13 protein-coding genes are annotated in these 15,505 nt (G+C 64.3%); 4 read left to right on the forward strand and 9 right to left on the reverse strand.

Features of this window, described 5'->3' with window-relative positions:
* The first annotated feature begins 152 nt into the window (after window positions 1–152).
* Window positions 153–1,499 (forward strand): sigma-54-dependent response regulator transcription factor AlgB, encoded by a 1,347-nt coding sequence (algB, locus tag E3U47_RS00765; protein ID WP_134689037.1) that lies wholly within the window; start codon window positions 153–155, stop codon window positions 1,497–1,499.
* On the forward strand, window positions 1,496–3,274 hold the full coding sequence (locus E3U47_RS00770; RefSeq protein ID WP_134689038.1) for a KinB sensor domain-containing domain: 1,779 nt from the start codon (window positions 1,496–1,498) through the stop codon (window positions 3,272–3,274). Before algB ends, E3U47_RS00770 begins: the two co-directional genes overlap by 4 nt.
* A gap of 38 nt (window positions 3,275–3,312) precedes the next feature.
* Here E3U47_RS00770 and E3U47_RS00775 read toward each other — a convergent pair whose 3' ends face one another.
* From E3U47_RS00775 to E3U47_RS00810, 8 genes are all read right to left on the reverse strand, one after another.
* Window positions 3,313–4,932: an EAL domain-containing protein gene (locus E3U47_RS00775; RefSeq protein ID WP_177414178.1), complete on the reverse strand. Its 1,620-nt coding sequence runs from the start codon at window positions 4,930–4,932 to the stop codon at window positions 3,313–3,315.
* 161 nt (window positions 4,933–5,093) lie between these two features.
* Complete coding sequence (locus E3U47_RS00780) at window positions 5,094–5,870, reverse strand: N-acetylmuramoyl-L-alanine amidase (protein WP_218568137.1); 777 nt, start codon at window positions 5,868–5,870, stop codon at window positions 5,094–5,096.
* Window positions 5,871–5,954: 84 nt separating this feature from the next.
* Window positions 5,955–6,350, reverse strand: coding sequence for a hypothetical protein (locus E3U47_RS00785; protein WP_134689041.1), 396 nt, complete (start codon window positions 6,348–6,350; stop codon window positions 5,955–5,957).
* 98 nt (window positions 6,351–6,448) lie between these two features.
* Window positions 6,449–8,440 carry a GGDEF domain-containing protein gene (locus tag E3U47_RS00790; RefSeq protein WP_134689042.1) on the reverse strand — a complete coding sequence of 664 codons (1,992 nt, stop codon included), beginning with the start codon at window positions 8,438–8,440 and terminating at the stop codon, window positions 6,449–6,451.
* A gap of 96 nt (window positions 8,441–8,536) precedes the next feature.
* Entirely contained in the window at window positions 8,537–9,391 is an 855-nt protein-coding gene (locus E3U47_RS00795) for an endonuclease/exonuclease/phosphatase family protein (RefSeq protein WP_134689043.1), read from the reverse strand.
* 12 nt (window positions 9,392–9,403) lie between these two features.
* Window positions 9,404–10,039: a thiol:disulfide interchange protein DsbA gene (gene dsbA / locus E3U47_RS00800; protein WP_134689044.1), complete on the reverse strand. Its 636-nt coding sequence runs from the start codon at window positions 10,037–10,039 to the stop codon at window positions 9,404–9,406.
* 174 nt (window positions 10,040–10,213) lie between these two features.
* A complete protein-coding gene (locus tag E3U47_RS00805) occupies window positions 10,214–10,831 on the reverse strand; it encodes a cytochrome c (RefSeq protein ID WP_134689045.1) in 618 nt (205 codons plus the stop codon).
* A gap of 31 nt (window positions 10,832–10,862) precedes the next feature.
* A complete protein-coding gene (locus tag E3U47_RS00810; RefSeq protein WP_134689226.1) occupies window positions 10,863–11,165 on the reverse strand; it encodes a cytochrome c5 family protein in 303 nt (100 codons plus the stop codon).
* A 208-nt stretch (window positions 11,166–11,373) separates the two neighbouring features.
* Here E3U47_RS00810 and yihA point away from each other — a divergent pair, with 208 nt between their 5' ends.
* Window positions 11,374–12,006 (forward strand): ribosome biogenesis GTP-binding protein YihA/YsxC, encoded by a 633-nt coding sequence (gene yihA / locus E3U47_RS00815; RefSeq protein WP_134689046.1) that lies wholly within the window; start codon window positions 11,374–11,376, stop codon window positions 12,004–12,006.
* 336 nt (window positions 12,007–12,342) lie between these two features.
* Here the strand turns inward: yihA and polA are convergent, their stop codons facing one another.
* Window positions 12,343–15,090 carry a DNA polymerase I gene (gene polA, locus E3U47_RS00820; RefSeq protein ID WP_134689047.1) on the reverse strand — a complete coding sequence of 916 codons (2,748 nt, stop codon included), beginning with the start codon at window positions 15,088–15,090 and terminating at the stop codon, window positions 12,343–12,345.
* A 74-nt stretch (window positions 15,091–15,164) separates the two neighbouring features.
* Between polA and E3U47_RS00825 the strand changes: the two genes are divergently transcribed.
* The gene (locus E3U47_RS00825) at window positions 15,165–15,455 is read left to right on the forward strand and encodes a DUF2782 domain-containing protein (RefSeq protein WP_134689048.1); all 291 of its coding nucleotides are present in this window, start codon (window positions 15,165–15,167) and stop codon (window positions 15,453–15,455) included.
* Window positions 15,456–15,505 lie beyond the last annotated feature (50 nt).

A 15,505-nucleotide genomic window follows, 5' to 3' on the forward strand; every position in this document is an offset into this window, starting at 1 on the left:
AACAGGGAACCATCCTGCGGTTTATCAATCACTTAGCCATCATGAAGGCACTCAGCTAGCATGCATGGCGCGGAATCAATCAGAATCGACCATGCAACTTGCCCGATTTTTCCGACACTAATTGAGACCAATCCCTAAGGAGCGCAGGAAAAATGGAATCAGCCCAGGACAACCAAGGCCGCATTCTGCTGGTGGACGACGAGTCCGCCATCCTGCGTACCTTCCGCTACTGCCTCGAAGACGAGGGCTATAGCGTGGCCACCGCCAACAGCGCCGCACAGGCTGAGACCCTGCTGCAACGCCAGGTGTTCGACCTGTGCTTCCTCGATTTGCGCCTGGGCGAGGACAACGGCCTGGATGTCCTGGCACAGATGCGTATCCAGGCGCCGTGGATGCGGGTGGTGATCGTCACCGCCCACTCGGCCATCGACACCGCGGTGGATGCGATCCAGGCCGGCGCCGCCGACTACCTGGTCAAGCCGTGCAGCCCCGACCAGCTGCGCCTGGCGACCGCCAAGCAGTTGGAGGTGCGCCAGCTGTCGGCACGCCTGGAAGCCCTCGAAGGCGAGGTGCGCAAGCCCAAGGACGGCCTGGACTCCCACAGCCCGGCAATGATGGCGGTACTGGAGACCGCCCGGCAGGTAGCGACCACCGACGCCAACATCCTCATCCTTGGCGAATCCGGCACCGGCAAGGGCGAGCTGGCCCGGGCCATCCATGGCTGGAGCAAGCGGGCGCGCAAGGCCTGCGTGACCATCAACTGCCCGTCGCTGAACGCCGAACTGATGGAAAGCGAACTGTTCGGCCATACCCGCGGCGCCTTCACCGGTGCCAGCGAAAGCACCCTGGGACGGGTCAGCCAGGCGGACGGCGGCACCTTGTTCCTCGACGAGATCGGTGATTTCCCCCTCACCTTGCAGCCAAAATTGCTGCGTTTCATCCAGGACAAGGAATACGAGCGGGTCGGCGACCCCGTCACCCGTCGCGCGGATGTACGCATCCTGGCCGCGACCAACCTCAACCTCGATGAGATGGTGCGCGAAAACCGCTTCCGCGAAGACCTGCTGTATCGCCTCAATGTCATCACCTTGCACCTGCCGCCCCTACGCGAGCGCAGCGAGGACATCCTGACCCTGGCCGACCGTTTCCTGGCGCGCTTCGTCAAGGAGTACTCGCGCCCAGCCCGGGGCTTCAGCGACGAAGCCCGTACCGCGCTGCTGAACTACCGCTGGCCGGGCAATATCCGCGAACTGCGCAACGTGATCGAACGCGCCAGCATCATCTGCCCTCAGGAGCGCGTGGAAATCAGCCACCTGGGCATGGCCGAGGCGCCCGCCAGCAACGCCCCACGAGTCGGCGCCGCACTCAGCCTGGATGAACTGGAGCGGGCCCATATCGGTGCGGTGCTGGCCGCCAGCGACACCCTCGACCAGGCCGCCAAGACCCTCGGCATCGACGCCTCCACCCTGTACCGCAAGCGCAAGCAGTACAACCTATGAGATGGCCGATGAAGCTGCGCACACGGCTGTTCCTCAGCATCTCTGCGCTGGTGACCGTGGCGCTGCTGGGCTTGCTGCTGGGGCTGGTCAGCGTGCTGCAGATGGCGACCCTGCAGCAGCGCCTGGTGCAGGACACCACCCACACCCTGTCCCTGGGCCTGCAACTGCGACAGAATCTCGGCGAACAGCTGAATCTGATGCTCGATCTGGACACCGATCCAAACAACTTGGTCACCTTGCAGAACCAGTTCCAGCACCTGCTCAACCAAGGCCTGGAGCAGGGTGGCGAGCGCACCGGGTTCAGCAAGGCCAGCAGCAACTACCAGGCCTTCCTCCAGGCCTACCGCGACAGCCCGGTACCGGCCCGCAGCATGGGGGTCGAGCAGCCGCTGGGCGCGGCGTTCAACCAGGTGCGCAACGACCTGATCGACTCGCACAAGCAGGCCCTGGAGCACATCACCCGCAGCGAGGAACAGTCCCGCGACCACGCCCTGCTGGTCGGCGGCGTCCTCGGCCTGATGGGCCTGACCGTGCTGGTCCTGGGTTTCATTACCGCGCACAACATCGCCCGGCGCTTCGGCCAGCCGATCGAGGCCCTGGCCAAAGCCGCCGACCAGGTCGGCCAGGGCAACTTCGACGTGACCCTGCCGGTCACCCAAGCCACCGAGCTCAACCAGCTGACCCGGCGCTTCGGGCTGATGGCCGATGCCCTGCGCAAGCACCAGGCCACCAATATCGACGAGTTGCTGGCCGGGCAGCAGCGGCTGCAAGCCGTGCTTGACAGCATCGACGACGGGCTGTTGATCATCGACCGCCAGGGGCGCCTGGAACACCTCAACCCGGTAGCCCAGCGCCAGCTCGGCTGGGACCCCAGCCGCCTGGGGGTAAGCCTGGCCGAGGCCCTGCAACGCCCAGAGCTGGAGCAGCAACTGCGCCAGGTGCTGCGCGGTGGCAGCCTGGATCGCCCGCCCGACGACCTGAGCTTGGAGGTGGACGAGGAAAGCCGCCTGCTGACCTACAGCCTGACGCCGGTCAGCCACCCCGAGGGGCCGATTCTCGGGGCGGTGATGGTGCTGCACGATGTCACCGAGCAACGCGCCTTCGAGCGGGTGCGCAGCGAATTCGTGCTGCGTGCCTCCCACGAGCTGCGCACGCCGGTCACCGGCATGCACATGGCGTTCGGCCTGCTGCGCGAACGCGTCAGCTTCCCGCCCGAAGCGCGCGAGACCGACCTGCTGGAGACCATTGGCGAGGAGATGCAGCGCCTGACCCAGCTGATCAATGACCTGCTGAACTTCTCACGCTACCAGAGCGGCCTGCAGAAACTGGAGCTGCAACCGTGCAACCTCGGCGAGCTGTTCGAGCGCGCCCAGGCGCGCTTCGCCGAGCAGGCCACGACCAAGCAGGTCGAACTGGTTGCCGAACTGGAGCCGCCACTGCCGCGGATCCAGGCCGACATCGCCCAGCTCGACCGAGTGCTGGACAACCTGCTGCACAACGCGATCCGCCATACCGGCAGCGGCGGGCGCATTCGTCTGCATGCGCGTCGGCACGCCGAACGGGTGATCATCAGTGTCGAGGACAGCGGCGAGGGTATCGCCTATGGCCAACAGGGGCGGATTTTCGAGCCCTTCGTGCAGGTTGGCCGCAAGAAAGGCGGGGCGGGGTTGGGCCTGGCGCTGTGCAAGGAAATCGTACAGCTGCATGGCGGGCGCATGGGGGTGTTCTCCCGGCCAGGGCAGGGCACGCAGTTCTACATGGCCTTGCCGGTCTGACATGCCCTGCAGGGTGCCGCTGGCACGCGAGGGTAGCCTCAAGGCTCATCGTCGATGCGCCGGCCCGCCACCCGCCGACCGCGGGTGATCAACTCGGCGAACTGACGGGCATTCAGCGGGTGGGCGAACAGCCAGCCCTGGCCATAGTGAACCCCCTCGGCGTTGAGCAGCACTGCCTGGTCCTCGCACTCGATGCCCTCGGCTATCACCCGCAGGTGCAGGTCGTGGGCCATGCGGATGATGTGCGGGGCCACGCCGCTGCTGGCGGCATCGTGACCAAGGGCATCGATGAACGACTTGTCGATCTTCAGGCAGTCCACCGGCAAAGTCTGCAGATAAGCCAGGCTGCAATAGCCGGTACCGAAGTCGTCGATCAGCACCTGGTGTCCCACCGTGCGCAGGGCCTGCAGGTTGTCCCGAGCCACCACCACATCGATCAGGCCACGCTCGGTCACCTCGAAGGCTATCTGGCTGGCAGCCACCCGATGCTGCGCCAGCAGGCGCGCCGCCACCCGGCCGATACGCGGCACCATCACATCGCACGCCGCCAGGTTCACCGAGATATACAAATGCCGATTGGCCCGCAGCAACTGCCCCAGCTGCTCCAGCACCCGCTGCAGGACGAAGTCGGTGATCTGGCGAATCTGTCCGGTATTCTCCGCCAGCGGGATGAACAGCTCCGGGCTGGTCAGGCTGCCGTCCGGGCGGCGCCAGCGCACCAGGGCCTCGGCGCCCACGCAGCGGCGGCTGTCGAGCTCGAAGATTGGCTGGTACAGCACCTGCAGCTCGCCCCGGCGCAGGGCCTGTTGTAGTTCGGCACTCATCGAGCGCCGTTGCAGGATCAGTTGCAGCACCAGCCAGCCGATACAGCACGCCAGGACCAGGCTGCCGGGAAACAGCAGCCAGAGCATGCCATTGAGCTTTAGCGGCAGGCTGGCCCTGGGCGCGATCAGCACCAGCTGGTAGTCCGGCGACTTGGTCGCCATGCGGTACACCAGTCGGTCGGGCAGCTCGACCAGCGACTTGTTCGAGGGTGGTGGCCAATCGGCGATCGGTGGCCAGTGCTGTGTTGGGCCAAGCACCGGAATGGCGCGGGTGCTATGGTCCAGCACCACCAGCAGGCTGCCGCCGGCTGGCAAGTCGACCACGTCGGTGAGATGGCCCCTGGAGGTGGACACCATGAAATTGCCACGCCCGAGCATCAGCGCGGCGAGGTTCTCGTTGGGTTCGGTGGTGGTGTTGAGCCAGTAGCTGTAGGTCGGTCCCTGGATATCCGGGGTACGCAGCGGTTCGATGTTGCGCTCGCCACCGCGGTTGGAGCAAGCCTGCGTGCCGTTCACGTACGCCGCCTCATAGATGAAGCGCGACTTCAGCGCCACCTGCTGCAACTGCGCCAGCATGGTCGCATCGCAACCGCGCAGGGGCTGCGCCTGCAATTGGTCGACCGCCTCGCGCAACTGGCCGAACACTTGCTCGAGGCGCTCGAGAAAGCGCTCGCCCTGGGCATACATCTGGGCGCTTTCGCTCTGCTTCATCTGTTGCAGGGTCAACCCGACACTGGCGGCCAGCAACAGCGCGGCGCTGGCCAGGGCCGCGAGAGCGGCCAGCAGCCAGGGACGGTGGAAAAATTGACGCACCACGGCGAACAGGGCAGACATGCGCGGCATCCAGTTGAATACCAAAGGTATAGCAACGGATTCCTCGGTTGGCGCGGCCGTTGGGCATCTGCAGTTGGCAAGCGCCAAAACCTGGGCTCGGGGTTACCCCACGATACAGTTGGGGCGACGGGCACGCCCGCCCCCACTACTGTCTGATGGCGCTAGCGCCTACGGTTGAGCACCTGCAGCATCGCCGCCGTTTGCGCGTCAGGCATGCCGTCGAAGCGCTGCGGGCGAAAGCGCATCTGGAACGCGGCGATCACATGGCGAGTGGCCACATCTAGTTCACCGGTCTGGTCGATGGCATAACCAAAGCGCGCCAACTGTTGCTGGTACCAGGTGATGGTCGGCGGATTGACCTCGAAGTAGGCCTGTTGCCGCGCTACCGCGCTGGCCTCGGGCCAGATGCCCAGGCCGGCGTCGGCCAGGCGTTTCCAGGGGAACAGCGGGCCTGGGTCGAGCTTGCGCAGCGGGGCGATGTCGCTGTGGCCGATGATGTGCCGGGGGTCGATGTTGTTGCGCTTGACGATGTCCTTGAGCAACGCGATCAGCGCCTGCGCCTGTGCTTCGCTGTACGGGTGCCAGACCCGCCCGGACGGGGTGTCGGTGTAGCCCGGGTTGACGATCTCGATGCCGATGGAGCTGGAGTTGAGCCAGGTGCGCCCCTGCCATTGGCTGTCACCGGCATGCCAGGCGCGACGGTTCTCGTCCACCAGCTGGTAGACCGTGGCCGGGCCATCGCCGATCAGATAGTGGCTACTGACTTCACCGCGGGTAAGCAGGGCGAGCGAGCGCTCCAGCGAGGCATTGGTGTAATGCAGGACAACGAACTGGATACGGCTGTCCTGATTCGCCGAAGGGTGGCTGCGGTCGATGCGCAAACCACTGGAACAGCCGGCCAGGGTCAGGAGCAACAGGGCGGTGATGAGTCTTTTCATTGCAGGGAGCACGTCATGAAATAGGCGACATTAGCGCTACAGTATAACGTGCTCCGCGCCTGGGGTTGCCAGGATCATCGCGCCTCAACGCACGCACAGCACCTGGAACTCCAGCGAGTTGTCGCCGCTGGGGCCTTGCGTATCGACCAGTTGGGTCTGCACGGTCAGCTTGTCGGCCAGTGGCTTGCCAATCACCTTGGCCGCGCCGTGCAACTGACGGTCATAGCTACTGGCATCGAGCGGGGAAACCGAGCAGAAGCCCGGGGCCTGGCGCAGCTGGTCCTTGTCCAGGCTCAGCTTGTACTGGGTGAAGTAGTTGGCTTGGGGCTGGGCCTGCACCTGGCTGATCCACTGCGGCGACTGGCTCAGGACACGGCCATCGGCGGCGATATGGGCGGTAAAGACTCCGTCGTGGGCCATGGCGGAACCTTGGAATACCAGGGCCAGGAGCAACGGCAGGCTGTAGCGGGCAATGTTCATGTTCGACTCCTAATGTCGATCGAGTAAGGGCAAAGCGCTGGACGTCCAGCGCCGGCCCGCAGTGTCGACGACCGTGCAGATGCCGGTGAGGTAGCTATTTATGCCTGCTCGACACGATTGCGGCCATTGCCCTTGGCACGATACAACGCCTCGTCCGCGCGCTTGAGCACCTGGTCGCCGCGCTCGCCGGAGCGGAAGGCGCTCAGGCCGATCGAGGTGGTGATCACCACCCGCTCCCCCTTGAAGTGAAACGGGCAGGCCTCGATTGCCGCGCGCAACGTTTCGGCCACCTGCGCAGCGGCCGGCGGCGAGGTCTGCGGCATCAGCAACACGAACTCCTCGCCGCCGAAACGGGCGATGAAGTCGTGGCCGCGCAGGCGCTTGCGCAATTGCTCGGCGACGATTTTCAGCACCTTGTCGCCAGCCAGGTGACCGTAGCCGTCGTTGATGCGCTTGAAATGATCGAGGTCGAGGATGGCCATGGCCAGATGGCCACCGTGCTCCTGCCAGTCGAGTACCTCGCGCTCGACCCGTTCAGACCAGGCGGCGCGGTTGGGCAGGCCGGTCAGTGGGTCGATCATCGCCTTCTGCCGTTGTTCCTCAAGGTGCTCGCGGTAACCTTGGGCCTCTTGCTCCATGCTTGCCACCCGCTCGGCCAACCCTTGCAGGCGACCAGCCAGTTCCTGCTCGCGACGGTCACGCTCATGCTGGTGCTCGTCCATGGTTACCAGCAGGCCTTCGAGGCGACTCTCGAGGATGTGCTTGAGGCTATCGACATCGGCGGCGCCCTGCACGCTGCTTTGCAGCCCATCGACCTGCTCACGCAGCTGGCTGTCCAATTCGCGGGCGGCAGAACTGTTGTCGGCATGGCCGGCGCTGGCTTCGTGCAAGTGGCTCTGGAAGCTCTCCAGACGCCCGTTGAGCTCTTGCAGGTAAGCCTCGAACTCGTGCTGGCCGCTGTCGGTGATCGCCAGCATGAGCACAGCCAGGTCATCCAGCACCGGGATCAGCTCGTACCAGTTCAGGCCTCGCGAGACCCGCTCGCGCATCTGCAGGGCCTGGGCCTTGTGGCGCTCGGGCAGGCTGAGGTCGTCGAGCAGGCCGATCAGGGTCTGCTCGATATGCGCGGCGACCTGGCTGTAGGGCGGCTCGACGGCATCAGGCAGGGCGTAGGGGCCGTCTTCGCCGAGGCTGTCCTCGGGCGGCTGCGCCTCACCCTCCAGCAGGCTTTCCGGTGCCGCTTCGGGGGGCAAGGGTTCAAACTCGGCTTGGCTGAGCTCAGGCTCGGCTGCGACCGGCACGGGGGGCGTCTGCACCTCAGGCTGTGTCAAGGGCTCAGCGGCCACCATCGACGTGGTTTCGACCAGCGCTGGGCCTGGCAACTCGGCCTCGGCCACCGGGGCCGGTGCTTCGAGGGCGGGCGCTACCTGCGCTACTTGTGGTTCCGGTGCCAAGGCATGCAGCTCATCGGCATCCTGCGCCGCAGCAACAGGCGCCACGGGGCCAGGTTGCGCAGGCGGGGGCTCGCCTGCAACGGGCAGCGGCGCCAGGTCGGCCAACACCTCGTCACGGCCACCGAACAGGCGCTGCAAGAATCCGGGCCTGGCTTCTTCGTCCGGCCTTTGCACGGCACTCAGGGCACGCCCCTGCAAACCACTGAGCTCGCCCAACAACGGCGGTAGCTCGCGAGACTGGCTGACGCCACCGTCGAGCTTCTTCGCGAGTTTTTTCAAGGGGCGGGCGACTTCGCCCGGCAACGGCAGGGTCTGGAGTTGACTGACCAGCGCCGTCAGCGCTTCGCTGACCTGGTTCATGCGCGTCTCGCGACGCTGCTCGGAGTCGAGCACGGCTTTTTCCAGGCGCGGAATCAGCCCGGCCAGCCCAGCGTCCATGTTGTCGCCACGGATGACCTCGCGCATTTCCTTCATGCACTGGTCGACGATCTTGTCACTACCCTCTGCGGCCAGGGTGCTGCGCACCAGGCCACGGCGCAGCAGGTCGAGGCGGGCTTCCCAGCGCCGCTCGAGCTTTTCCTGCTGCTCGATGCTCTTGAGGTATTTTTCTTTCCAGCGCTCGGCTTCTTCGGTCATGCCTGGTTCCGCAACGGGTGGTGGCATCTAGTCCTGCAATCACTGGATTTCGGCGGAAAAGCCCAACACTTGAGTGCAGGATTCACCCAGGCAGGACTAACTCAGGACCGGCAGCGTATCCACAGTCAGGGCATCAGGCAATCGGATCTCGACGGCGACGGGCAGGTGATCGGAAATTGGCTGCGCCAGCACCTCAACGCGTTCCAGCGTAAGGCTCGGGCTGAGCAGGATGTGGTCAAGGCAGCGCTGGGGACGCCAGCTGGGAAAAGTGGCCTCGACCTGGGGCGCGACAAGCCCGAGATCACGCAGGGGCGAATGGTCGAGCAGGTCGTTGGCATGGGTGTTCATGTCGCCCATGAGGATCTGGTGGCGGTAGCCGCCGATCAGCTCGCGAATGTAGGCCAGCTGGCGGGCACGGGTCTTGGACCCCAGCGCCAGGTGCATCATCACCACGATCAGCGCGTCCTCACCCTCTCCGAAGCGCACCAGGATAGCCCCGCGACCGGCAGGGCCGGGCAATGGGTGGTCTTCCAGGTGCTGGGGCTTGAGCCGGCTGAGCACGCCGTTGCTGTGCTGGGCAAAGCGCCCGAGGTTGCGGTTGAGCTGCTGGTACCAGTAGGGGAAGGCACCCAACTGGGCGAGATGCTCCACCTGGTTGACGTAGCCCGAACGCAGGCTGCCGCCGTCGGCTTCCTGCAAGGCCACCAGGTCGAAGTCGCCGAGCAGCTCGCCGATCTTCTGCAGGTTGCCGGCCCGGCCGTTGTGCGGCAGCAGGTGCTGCCAGCTGCGGGTCACGTAGTGGCGGTAGCGTTCGGTGCTGATACCGACCTGGATATTGAAACTGAGTAGCCGCAGGCGACCATCGGCCGGCAGGCCAGTGGCCTGCAGGTGGTGTTCGTTGACCTGCGGCTGGTGCAGGCCGACGCTTCGGGTTGAGCGAAAGCGGCCCATGGCATTCGCCGCTTACTTAGCGGCGCGCTCCTTGGCGATCAGCTGGTCGGCGACGTTCAGCACGCCTTCCGGACCTTGGGCGGTACCCAGGTCGAAGCGATACTTGCCGTTGACCACCATGCTTGGGACGCCAGTGATTTCATACTTCTTGGCCAGCTCTTTGGCCTGGTTGACCTGGCCCTTGATGGCGAAGGAGTTGAAGGTGGCGAGGAACTTGTCCTTGTCCACACCCTGGGTCGCCAGGAACTCGGCCATTTCTTCAGGTTTGGTCAGGCGCATGCGCTTGTTTTGGATAGCATCGAACACCGCGTTGTGGACGTTGTGCTCAACACCCATGGCTTCAAGCGTCAGGAACATCTGGCCGTGGGCATCCCAGGGGCCACCGAACATCGCTGGAACGCGCTTGAAGTTGACGTCCTTGGGCAGCTTGTCGACCCATGGATTGATGACCGGTTCGAAGTGGTAGCAGTGCGGGCAGCCGTACCAGAACAGCTCGACGACCTCGATCTTGCCAGGCACCGAGACCGGCACCGGGTTGCTCAGCTCGATATATTCCTTGCCGGCAGTGGCAGGTTCAGCGGCCTGCACGGCGGCCATACCGAATACGCTGGCGGCGACCAGCGCGGCGCTGAGAATCAGTTTACGCATGCTTTACTCCTGAGCAGTCTTTGGTCGCCTCGACGCGACCTGCATAGGACAGGCCGGGAAGGGCTCGAGTTCTGTAGTGTAACGGCTATGGACAGAAAAAAGGGCAGCCTGGGCTGCCCTTTTCATCTTTAGCGCTGAAGCATTAACCGAGTGTTAACGCCCGGACCTACAGGATCAGTGCAGGCCCTGGATGTAGCTGGACAGCGCTTCGATGTCCTTGTTGCTCAGTTTGCCGGCGATGGTGCGCATGGTCATGGCGTCGCCGTCGTTGGTGCGGTTGCCTTCGCGGAAGTCGGTCAGCTGCTTGCTGACGTACTGCGCGTGCTGGCCACTGAGGTGCGGGAACTTCGCCAGGGCGATGCCTGCACCATTGGGGGAGTGGCAACCGGTGCAGGCCGGCATGCCTTTCTCCAGGTTGCCGCCGTTGAACAAGGCGCGACCACGCTCGACGAGCTTCGGATCGGCGGCACCCACGCTGCCTTTCTGGCTGGCGAAGTAAGCGGCGATGTCGGCCAGGTCCTGTTCGTTGAAATTGGCCAGCATGCCGGTCATCTCAAGCACGGTACGCTTGCCGTCCTTGATGTCGTGCAACTGCTTGGTCAGGTAGGGCTCGCCTTGGCCGGCGAGTTTCGGGAAATTCGGCGCCAGGCTGTTGCCGTCGGGGTTGTGACAGGCCCCACAGACAGCTGTCTTGGCCTGGCCGGCGGCGGCATCGCCTTTGATGGGTCCCGCAGCAGTTGCCGCACCTGCGACCCCCATGGTCAACAGCAGACTCACGACTAGTTTGTTCATCAGCTAATCCAACACGGCTAAGGGTGAAATGTTATGTATCGGGACTGCCGCTCATCCAAAGGATGACCAAACGGTAGTCCTCGGCACTGCAGTCCATGCACAATCCACGCGGCGGCATAGCCTTGAAACCCTGTGTAACATGTGTCACCAGTCGCTCCATGCCTTGCGCCAGCCTTGGCTCCCAGGCTGCCCGGTCACCCTGCTTGGGCGCCTGTGGCAGTTGTCCGGCGTGACAGGCCGCACAGATGCGGTTGTACAACGCCTCGGGATCCTGTGTAGCCTGTGCGCTGTAAAACGGCAGGAACATACCGACAGCAAGCAGCCATTTCGCCACGCGAAACGACTTGACAGGGTTGGGGGCCGCGCTGCGTTCTGTTGCGCGAGCTATTGTTCGACACCCCATGCTCACATCGCCTGCTTCAGGCGAATGAGCACACAAAAACTGGGGCATTATATACTTCCGCCAGCCAAACGGAAATGACACCGCTTGCCGGGCCTGGTCCTTCGACGCCAGTGCTGGGCGACACCACATCGGAAATCCCATGCAAGTCAAGAACCCCATCCTCGGCCTCTGCCAGAAAGCCAAATTCGCCCTCAGCGCCGCCAAGGTCGAACAATGCCCCCAAGACCAGGGTTACGAGGTGGCTTTCGCCGGCCGTTCCAACGCCGGTAAATCCAGTGCCCTCAACACCCTGACCCACGCCAGCCTGGCGCGTACCTCGAAGACCCCCGGCCGCACCCAGCTGCTGAATTTCTTCAGTCTGGACGATGAACGGCGTTTGGTCGACCTGCCGGGCTACGGTTATGCAAAAGTGCCGATTCCGCTCAAGCAGCACTGGCAGAAACACCTGGAGGCCTACCTGGGCAGCCGCGAATGCCTGCGCGGGATCATCCTGATGATGGACACCCGCCATCCGATGACCGACTTCGACAAGATGATGCTCGACTGGGCCAAGGCCAGCGGCATGCCGATGCACATCCTGCTGACCAAGGCCGACAAGCTGACCCACGGCGCCGGCAAGAACACCTTGCTCAAGGTGCAGTCGGAGATTCGCAAGGGCTGGGGCGACACCGCGACCATCCAGCTGTTCTCGGCGCCCAAGCGTCTGGGCCTGGAAGAGGCCTATCGCGTGCTGGCGGACTGGATGGAGCTGGAAGACAAGCCGGCTGCCTGAGGTCGAGTGAGGCTTTCGTGGGAGCGGGCCCAGGCAGACATGACGCCGAATTCCGGGCAAAAAAAACCCCGGACTTCGTATGGGGAGGGGGAAGTTCGGGGTCCAAGTCCGGACCGCTAGGGCGGGGTCCAGATATCTGCCAACACTTAACACAACATAGGAGCATCGAAAGGCTTCACCAGCCATTCAGTACCTCTGAGTGGCGGTTCACCGGTTTAGTTCCGAGTCCCTGGAAACTATTTGCGATAGTTTCATGAAACGCTCGATCTAAGGCCCGAAGCCTGCACCGAATCCGCGACACTACGCCGCAGATCCTACACAGCTTTCACGCGGCGTTTAGTGAGCTTCGTCCCAATTCGAGCCAACGCCCGCTTCCACCAGCAACGGCACATCCAGTTGCGCCGCGCCGCTCATGTGGACCCGAATCTCGGCTTTCACCTGTTCGACCAGGTCTTCGCGCACCTCGAGCACCAGTTCGTCGTGCACCTGCAGGATCACCCGCGCATCCAGCCCGCTCTCGGTCAGCCAGTTGTCCACCGCCACCATGGCGCGCTTGATGATGTCCGCCGCGGTGCCCTGCATCGGCGCGTTGATCGCGGTGCGCTCGGCGCCTTTGCGCAAGGCCGGGTTCTTGGCGTTGATGTCCGGCAGGTACAGCCGCCGCCCGAACAGGGTTTCGACGAAGCCCTTTTCAGCGGCCTGGGCGCGGGTGCGCTCCATATAGGCCAGCACCCCTGGATAACGGGCGAAATAGCGGTCGATATAGTCCTGCGACTGCTTGCGATCGACGCCAATCTGTTTGGCCAGGCCGAAAGCGCTCATGCCATAGATCAGGCCGAAGTTGATCGCCTTGGCGCTACGGCGCTGGTCGGTGGTGACGTTCTCGAGGGCGACACCGAACACTTCCGCGGCAGTGGCGCGGTGCACGTCCAGGTCGTTGCGGAAGGCGTGCAGCAGCCCTTCGTCCTTGGCCAGGTGGGCCATGATCCGCAGCTCGATCTGCGAATAGTCCGCCGCCAGCAGTTTGTAGCCGGGGCTGGCGACGAAGGCCTGGCGAATGCGCCGGCCCTCGGCGGTGCGGATCGGTATGTTCTGCAGGTTCGGGTCGCTGGACGACAGCCGGCCGGTGGCGGCCACGGCCTGCTGGTAGGAGGTATGGATACGCCCGGTGCGCGGGTTGATCTGCCCCGGCAACTTGTCGGTGTAGGTGCTCTTGAGCTTGCTCAGGCTGCGGTACTGCATCAGCACCTTGGGCAGCGGGTAGCCTTGCTCGGCCAATTCATCCAGCACCGCCTCGGCGGTGGACGGCTGGCCCTTGGCGGTCTTGCTCAGCACCGGCATGCCCAGCTTGTCATAAAGAATCGCGCCAAGCTGCTTGGGCGAGCCGAGGTTGAATTCCTCGCCGGCCAGCTCGAACGCCTCGCGCTCCAGCTCGACCAGCTTGGCCCCCAGCTCGCCGCTCTGCACGCCGAGCAGCGCGGCATCGACCAGCGCGCCCTGGCGCTCGATCTTGGCCAGCACCGGCACCAGCGGCATCTCGATGTCCATCAGCACCGGCAGCACGCTGGGGGTCTTGGCCAGGCGCGCCTGCAAGGCCTGGTGCAGGCGCAGGGTGATGTCGGCGTCCTCGGCGGCGTAGGGGCCGGCCTTGTCCAGTGGGATCTGGTTGAAGGTCAGCTGCTTGGCGCCCTTGCCGGCGATGTCCTCGAAGCCGATGGTGGTGTGGTCCAGGTACTTCTGCGCCAGGCTGTCCATGTCGTGACGGGTGGCGGTGGAGTCGAGCACATAGGACTCGAGCATGGTGTCGTAGGCCACGCCGCGCATGTGGATGGCCGGGCTGCCGTTGGCCAGGATGTTGATGTCGTACTTGGCGTTCTGGCCGATCTTGCCCTTGGCCGGGTCCTCCAGCAGCGGCTTGAGCGCCAGCAGCACTTGCTCGCGGTCCAGCTGGGCCGGGGCGCCTTCGTAGTCATGGGCCAGCGGTACATAGGCCGCCTCGTGCGGCGTTACCGCGAACGACAGGCCGACCAGTTGCGCCTGCTGGGCATCGAGGCCGGTGGTTTCGGTGTCGAAGGCAAACAATGGCGCCTGACGCAGTTTTTCCAGCCAGGCGTCGAAGCGCGCCTGGTCGAGGATGGTTTCGTACTGCGGCTCGACCTTGAGGGCGGGCGCCTCGGCCGCCACGGCGGTGTCTCCAGCCTGGCTGGCCTCGCGCTGCACGTCGGCGACCCAGCTCTTGAACTCCATCTCGGTGTACAACGCCAACAGGGTTTCTCGGTCTGGCGCGCCGCATACCAGCGCATCGACCTCGACATCCAGCTCGACATCGCACTTGATGGTGGCCAACTCGTAGGAGAGGAACGCCGCGTCACGGTGTTCCTGGAGCTTGGCCGGCAGGGTCTTGGCGCCACGGATGGCCAGCGCCGGGACCTTGTCGAGGTTCTCGTACAAATCGCGCAGGCCGCCGCCGATGCCGGTCAGCAGGCCGACCGCGGTCTTCTCGCCGACGCCCGGCACGCCTGGAATGTTGTCGACCTTGTCACCCATCAGGGCGAGGAAGTCGATGATGTGCTCAGGACCGACGCCGAATTTTTCGTGCACGCCCGCCACGTCCAGCACACTGCCGGTCATGGTGTTGACCAGGGTAACGTGGCCATCCACCAACTGCGCCATGTCCTTGTCACCGGTCGAGATGATCACCGGACGACCGGCCGCCGCGCTGCTGCGCGCCAAGGTGCCGATCACGTCGTCGGCCTCGACGCCCTCGACGCACAGCAGCGGATAGCCCAGGGCGCGCACGCTGGCGTGCAGCGGCTCGACTTGCACCCGCAGGTCGTCGGGCATGCTCGGGCGGTTGGCCTTGTACTCGGCGAACATGGCGTCGCGGAAGGTCCCGCCCTTGGCGTCGAAGACCACTGCGAACAGGCTGTCGGGGTATTGCTTGCGCAGGCTCTTGAGCATGTTCAGCACGCCCTTGACGGCACCGGTGGGCATGCCCTTGGAGGTGGTCAGCGGCGGTAGCGCGTGAAAGGCGCGGTAGAGGTAGGACGAACCGTCCACCAGGACGAGGGGCGCTTGGCTCATGAGGAGAATCAACCTTTTCGGCGGGTCCGGAGCTAGAATAGCCGGATCAATGACGACAAAAGGACTAGGTTATCATGCGCACACTCAATCGCCTGTTACTGCTCGGTCTGCTGGCCACCATGCCAGTCGTCACCCAGGCGGCGGACGAAGCCCCATCGGCCGATCCCGATGTAACCATTCGCACGGAAGGCGATAAAACCATCCAGGAATACCGGCAGAACGGCTTCCTGTATGCGATCAAGGTCACGCCGAAGGGCGGCAAACCTTATTTCCTGGTACGCGCCGATGGCACCGACGCCAATTTCATTCGCTCAGACCAGCCGGACATGCTGATTCCGTCCTGGAAAATCTTCGAGTGGAAGTAGGCTCGCGTACCGTTCATATCAACCAGGCACTTCCCGGCGGAAGTGCCCGC

Origin of the sequence: Pseudomonas sp. RIT623 (genome assembly GCF_004519305.1) — a bacterium.
Lineage (GTDB): Bacteria > Pseudomonadota > Gammaproteobacteria > Pseudomonadales > Pseudomonadaceae > Aquipseudomonas.

What these genes read in the sequence shown, in the direction of transcription:
- algB (WP_134689037.1), top strand. Translation starts at nt 153, where the DNA reads ATGGAATCAGCCCAGGACAACCAAGGCCGCATTCTGCTGGTGGACGAC.
- E3U47_RS00770 (WP_134689038.1), top strand. Translation starts at nt 1,496, where the DNA reads ATGAGATGGCCGATGAAGCTGCGCACACGGCTGTTCCTCAGCATCTCT.
- E3U47_RS00775 (WP_177414178.1), bottom strand. Translation starts at nt 4,932, where the DNA reads ATGTCTGCCCTGTTCGCCGTGGTGCGTCAATTTTTCCACCGTCCCTGG.
- E3U47_RS00780 (WP_218568137.1), bottom strand. Translation starts at nt 5,870, where the DNA reads ATGAAAAGACTCATCACCGCCCTGTTGCTCCTGACCCTGGCCGGCTGT.
- E3U47_RS00785 (WP_134689041.1), bottom strand. Translation starts at nt 6,350, where the DNA reads ATGAACATTGCCCGCTACAGCCTGCCGTTGCTCCTGGCCCTGGTATTC.
- E3U47_RS00790 (WP_134689042.1), bottom strand. Translation starts at nt 8,440, where the DNA reads ATGACCGAAGAAGCCGAGCGCTGGAAAGAAAAATACCTCAAGAGCATC.
- E3U47_RS00795 (WP_134689043.1), bottom strand. Translation starts at nt 9,391, where the DNA reads ATGGGCCGCTTTCGCTCAACCCGAAGCGTCGGCCTGCACCAGCCGCAG.
- dsbA (WP_134689044.1), bottom strand. Translation starts at nt 10,039, where the DNA reads ATGCGTAAACTGATTCTCAGCGCCGCGCTGGTCGCCGCCAGCGTATTC.
- E3U47_RS00805 (WP_134689045.1), bottom strand. Translation starts at nt 10,831, where the DNA reads ATGAACAAACTAGTCGTGAGTCTGCTGTTGACCATGGGGGTCGCAGGT.
- yihA (WP_134689046.1), top strand. Translation starts at nt 11,374, where the DNA reads ATGCAAGTCAAGAACCCCATCCTCGGCCTCTGCCAGAAAGCCAAATTC.
- polA (WP_134689047.1), bottom strand. Translation starts at nt 15,090, where the DNA reads ATGAGCCAAGCGCCCCTCGTCCTGGTGGACGGTTCGTCCTACCTCTAC.
- E3U47_RS00825 (WP_134689048.1), top strand. Translation starts at nt 15,165, where the DNA reads ATGCGCACACTCAATCGCCTGTTACTGCTCGGTCTGCTGGCCACCATG.